Consider the following 839-nt stretch of genomic DNA (forward strand, 5'->3'; position numbering starts at 1 on the left):
GTACTCTCTCCCCTACCCTGCAACACCAAATGGAACGGTAGTTCTGCATATTTAAGTGTGCTGCCCGTTCTGGGGCGAAATCAGATCAGAACCACTGAGGTGCAATACGCAAAACCCTCGTTCGTTGCGGCAGCAAAAATTCAGGCCAAGCGAACTCACGCATAGCTGGACGTAGCTGCAGTCCGTATCTGGTCTTGGGAGGGTTTTTCTCTGGCTCTATCACATGGTTGAACGCTGACCTAAGTTGGCTTTTTTGCAACCGGAGTAGCCAATGACCCGCTGGGTAGTGATTTTCAAAGATACCGCTGACATGCTTGATGTGAGGGCGCGAAAAGACCTCCGTGATGAGCATGTTGCATACGCAAAAAAACACCCTGAATTGTTGATTGGCGGCGGTTTGAAACCCGAAACGGACGAAGATTTTTGTGGAGCTCTGTGGGTTGTGGAGGTCGCAACAAAGGCAGAGGTAGAGGAGCTGGTCGCAAATGACCCATTCTATTTTCCCGCACACCGGGAATTCGAAATTTTCACGTGGGGAAAGCTCCTAGAGGATCAATCGGCCACCCTCTAAAAAAGTATATGCAATGGCCACATCCGGCTCAGAGCCGCCTTGCCCCGGTGCAGCGCCATGGTCCTTCACCTGGGCGAGGTCGAAGCAACCACGCGTGACTGCAAGCAGCCCAAAGTGACCGATGCGAAGGGAGGTTGGCTCTCGTTGCCGCACATACACAAATCACGTCTCGACATCCTGGAAGCGGACATTCACGCTGTCAAACGCGGATTTTTACCCTCAGTGACGGCAGTGAGCCCATTGTTTCAAATGCTGCGCAGAGCGCAAA

General features: G+C 52.4%; 2 protein-coding genes. Both read left to right on the plus strand.

All coding sequences use genetic code 11. The annotated features are described in order from the left end of the window. Positions 1-271 precede the first annotated feature (271 nt). Positions 272-571, plus strand: coding sequence for a YciI family protein (locus tag AN476_RS22265; RefSeq protein WP_054463956.1), 300 nt, complete (start codon positions 272-274; stop codon positions 569-571). 57 nt (positions 572-628) lie between these two features. Continuing rightward, the coding region (locus AN476_RS23315) for a hypothetical protein (protein ID WP_216598423.1) at positions 629-839 on the plus strand (211 nt) is incomplete at its 3' end.

This window comes from Phaeobacter sp. 11ANDIMAR09 (genome assembly GCF_001294455.1).
Taxonomy (GTDB): Bacteria; Pseudomonadota; Alphaproteobacteria; order Rhodobacterales; family Rhodobacteraceae; genus Pseudophaeobacter.